A 4,272-nucleotide genomic window follows, 5' to 3' on the forward strand; every position below is an offset into this window, starting at 1 on the left:
GAATGTATGTGATGTATTTTAATCGAAGTTATAAACGAACAGGTACGTTATGGGAAGGGCGCTTTAAATCCTGTTTGGTGCAAGAAGAAACCTACCTAATGCAAGTTTATCGCTATATAGAGATGAATCCTGTAAGAGCCTCCATGGTTGATGAGCCAGCCGATTATTTTTGGTCAAGTTACCAATGTAATGCGCTTGGAAAGAAGAGTGATTTGTTAACACCTCATTCTATTTATACCCGTCTTGGTAGAAATGAACGGGAGCGCCAGTTGGTGTATCGAGGGCTGTTTGCACATCAAATCGAAGGTAAGTTGTTAGAAGATATCCGCCAAGCCACCAATAAGGGATTAGCTCTAGGTAATGATAATTTTTTTGCGGATATCGAAAGCCTTACAGGGAAGCGAGTTATTGAAGGCAAACGGGGCAGACCAGTAGGATGGCGTAAGAACAAAAATGATTAAAAACTTTTTAAAATAACTCTGACCCTTTTATTCTTTGCAATAATTTATGCTTGTTGATTACGTTGAGATTGAATACTTTCTTACTTTGGGTGTCTAGTTTAAGTTCCTAGTTTAAGTTCTGTATTTTTATAGCAAGGTTTGAAAACCCCAGCATTGGGTGTTAGATTTCTCGGCTAATTATCCGATATAAAATAAGAAGAATGGCGATGAAAAAAACATTTATGGTGGCAAGTGCCATGCTGATAGCTGGCCTGCAAACGGCAGTGGCAAAAGAGGGCATGTTCACGCCCGAACAGCTCCCCCTTATCAAAAAAGACTTAAAAGCAACGGGTCTTAAAATTTCTCCAGAATCTCTTTCCAGTTTGACCGGTTTTCCTATGGGTGCGGTTGTGTCACTGGGCGGTTGTTCAGCATCCTTTGTTTCACCTAAAGGATTGACAGTGACCAACCATCATTGTGCGCGAGGCTCGGTGCAATTCAATAGCACTGCCGAAAACAATTATCTCGAAAATGGTTTTTTAGCTAAGAAGTTGGGCGATGAACTACCAGCAGCACCTGGCTCTCGTATTTATGTAACAGAGGCGTTTAGTGATGTAACTGAAAAAGTCATAGGCAACTTAGCAGATACTTTGCAGGGTAAAGCCCGATATGACGAAATTACTAACAGACGCAAAGCCTTGATCGCTGAATGTGAGCAAGATGAAGGCTACCGTTGTTCTGTCAGCTCTTTTTATTCAGGCAAAGAATTTAAACTTATTAAGCAACTTGAAATTAAAGATGTGCGCATTGCCTATTCACCTGCCGACTCAGTGGGTAAATATGGTGGTGATATTGATAACTGGATGTGGCCGCGCCACACTGGTGATTTCGCTTTCTATCGCGCTTATGTTGATAAAAATGGCAAGCCAACAGAGTACAGTAAAGACAACGTACCCTATGAACCCAAACATTTCTTGAAAGTGTCGGCTAAAGGCCTTGATGATGGCGACTTTGTGATGGTGGCTGGTTATCCTGGTTCCACTAATCGTTATGCTTTGTTGTCAAATGTCGAGCATGTTTTTTCATGGTTATATCCTACTTACATTGACATAATCGCTGAATGGATCGAGACAATTGAAAAAAGTGCACCAGTTGGCAGTGACGCCCGGGTTAAATATGAGTCATCTTTAGCCGGCCTTAATAACTTTTTGAAAAATACCAAAGGCCAGTTAGAAGGCGCTCAGCGAGTTGGTCTAGTTGACCGTAGAGCAGAGCGCGAAGCTCAGCTGAATCAGTGGTTAAATAAAGATAGCAGTCGTCTAGATGTGGCTAAATCAATTGCTAAACTTAATGAAATGGCGAAGCAAAAAGCCGTCACAGATAAACAAGAATTTTGGTACGGCTTTGCCACTCGTCCTGCGCTTTTGGGTGTAGCACAAAACCTATATCGATTATCTATTGAAAGTCAAAAGCCTGATACACAGCGTGAGCAAGGATACCAAGAAAGAGACATAGAGCGTATCGAAGAACGCATGAAACGGATTGACCGCCGCTTTGATGCCACCGTTGATATGGCACTTTGGCAAATGTATCTGGCAAATTATTTAGCCGAGCCCAAAGAGCGACGTGTGCTGGCATTTGACAAAGCCCTTGGCCTAGATGAAGCAGGTGATTTGAGTACAAAATTAGGTGTCTATTACAAAAGCACTCGCCTTGACCAAGTTGAAGAACGCCTAGCGATGATGAAAGCGACTCAAGCAGAGCTAGAAGCAAGTGATGACCCTTTCATGCAGCTTGCCGTTGCTTTGTACGATGAAGAAATGAAACGTGAAAACGAATATAAAGAGCGTGAAGGACAACTAGCCGCGCTGCAGCCAAATTATATGAAAGCCATTATTGAATGGCAACAGAGTAAAGGCCAGGTTCTATACCCAGATGCCAATAGCACCTTAAGAGTGACCTATGGCAATGTGATGGGCGGCTCTCCTAAAGATGGCCTAATTTATGAGCCCTTTACTCGCTTAGAAGGCATAGTCGAAAAAGACACGGGTGTTGAACCGTTTAATTCACCCAAGGCGCAGTTAAGCTTAATTGAAAACAAACAATATGGCGATTACACCCTTGATAAGATTGGCAGTGTTCCGGTCAACTTTTTGAGTGACTTAGACACCACTGGTGGTAATTCAGGCTCGGCAACCTTAAATGCTAATGCTGAATTAGTTGGGTTACTGTTTGATGGTACCTTTGAAAGTGTCAACTCAGATTGGGACTTCGACCCGCGCACTACCCGCAGTATCCATGTTGATACACGCTATATGTTGTGGTTGATGGAATTTTTAGATGATGCCGGCAATCTAATTGATGAAATGACTATAATTAAATAGAAAGACGGCTTTAGCCATACAAGTTGCTTGCTAAAAGCAAATACCTTGTATGGCTTATTTTCAAACCTAGCTTTTTAGCCAATCTAAAGAAGACACCTACCTGAGGGACAGAGTAAACTTTAGCTATTAATCTCTGAAGGCAAGCTCTTTTTTATTGTTTGTTAATAAGTAACTAACTGATTTACAGAATAAATTTAGCACATTCTAGTAAGTTTACTCTGACCCTAAATACTTTTGCGAACAACTTAAATAGGCCACCCATAATAATTTGACTGTTTTTTGTTCTGCACTAAGCTTTACTAACACCAATTGAAATAGCATAAATTGAAATAAACAATTAACAAGACACCCATAATAGTGAGCCACCCCAAAAAATAGTTTTCGGGTTTATTACGATGGGTGTCTTTATAATTTCTTCAATCTATTAACGCGCACAATATGTCGGCTTTCTTTACACTTCACAATTTTTTGAAATTATGAGTTCGATAGCTATATGAAAAACATCAAGAATTTATTTTTGGTTCAAAAGTTGCTGTTAATAAATTGATAATATCATGCAGAGCCAAATACTTGGTTTTTATACAGAGCTCCTGTTCTGATGAAAAGGGGCTAAAAAGGACAACCCATGAACATGAGACCTTTAAATAAGATTTTAGCCGGGGCAATATTGATTACCTGTTGTTGGATGAATCTAGCTAACGCCACTCTTATTAACCGTGGTAACGGTATGATTTATGACAGCGTACAGAACATTACTTGGTTGCAAAATGCTAACCTGTCGGGCACAAAGATGAACTGGGAAGACTCGTTGGCCTGGGCGGACAGTCTGAGTGTCGGCAGTTTTGACGATTGGCGACTGTCTAATCCAGACCCTATTTGTGGATTAGCAGTCTATAATTGCACCGTAAATGAGCTGGGACATTTGTTTTACAATGAGTTTGGTTTGACTCAAGGGCAGGGTGTTTCGTCATTATTCAGTGGCACCAATGCGAATTTCAACTTATTTATCAATGTACAAGCCTCTGTTTATTGGTCAGGTGCTGAGTACGCGCCACTTACCGCCAGCGCATGGTACTTTAATACTAAAACTGGCATTCAAAGCGCCGGTAATAAGCAAAAGGGCCTTTACTACGGCTGGGCAGTGAGAGACGGAGATGTTGTCGCGGTGCCTGCGTTTCGTTCATTAGCCATCTTCGGTCTTGGTTTGCTGGGCCTGGCAGCGTGCAAACGGCAGGGGCGGCAACGCGCAAAACTGGGCGCAGTGTGAAGCTGCTGCAGTTTGACAGACACTTTAAATAAGCGACAATGTTTCAGTCGCTTAGAAGTATCCATCATGAGCAACTAAAGAAGACACCCATTTTAAAAAAGTAGCAAAACAGCCGTTATGTTCTAATCTTTAAGGTACTCAAACAACCAAGGATGGTCTGTCATGCCTCAGTCACGTAAAA

At 41.5% G+C, this 4,272-nt stretch carries 2 protein-coding genes and 1 pseudogene; all 3 read left to right on the plus strand.

Features of this window, described 5'->3' with window-relative positions; translation table 11 throughout:
- Positions 1-461 (plus strand): annotated as a pseudogene (locus QZ562_RS19965) (transposase); the annotation flags it as partial.
- Between the two features lie 206 nt (positions 462-667).
- A complete protein-coding gene (locus QZ562_RS19970) occupies positions 668-2,824 on the plus strand; it encodes a S46 family peptidase (protein ID WP_293764221.1) in 2,157 nt (718 codons plus the stop codon).
- Between the two features lie 625 nt (positions 2,825-3,449).
- Complete coding sequence (locus QZ562_RS19975) at positions 3,450-4,091, plus strand: DUF1566 domain-containing protein (RefSeq protein WP_293764223.1); 642 nt, start codon at positions 3,450-3,452, stop codon at positions 4,089-4,091.
- The last annotated feature ends 181 nt before the right edge of the window (positions 4,092-4,272 follow it).

It is taken from the genome of uncultured Paraglaciecola sp. (genome assembly GCF_913058035.1).
Lineage (GTDB): Bacteria > Pseudomonadota > Gammaproteobacteria > Enterobacterales > Alteromonadaceae > Paraglaciecola.

What these genes read in the sequence shown, in the direction of transcription:
- QZ562_RS19970 (WP_293764221.1), top strand. Translation starts at nt 668, where the DNA reads ATGAAAAAAACATTTATGGTGGCAAGTGCCATGCTGATAGCTGGCCTG.
- QZ562_RS19975 (WP_293764223.1), top strand. Translation starts at nt 3,450, where the DNA reads ATGAACATGAGACCTTTAAATAAGATTTTAGCCGGGGCAATATTGATT.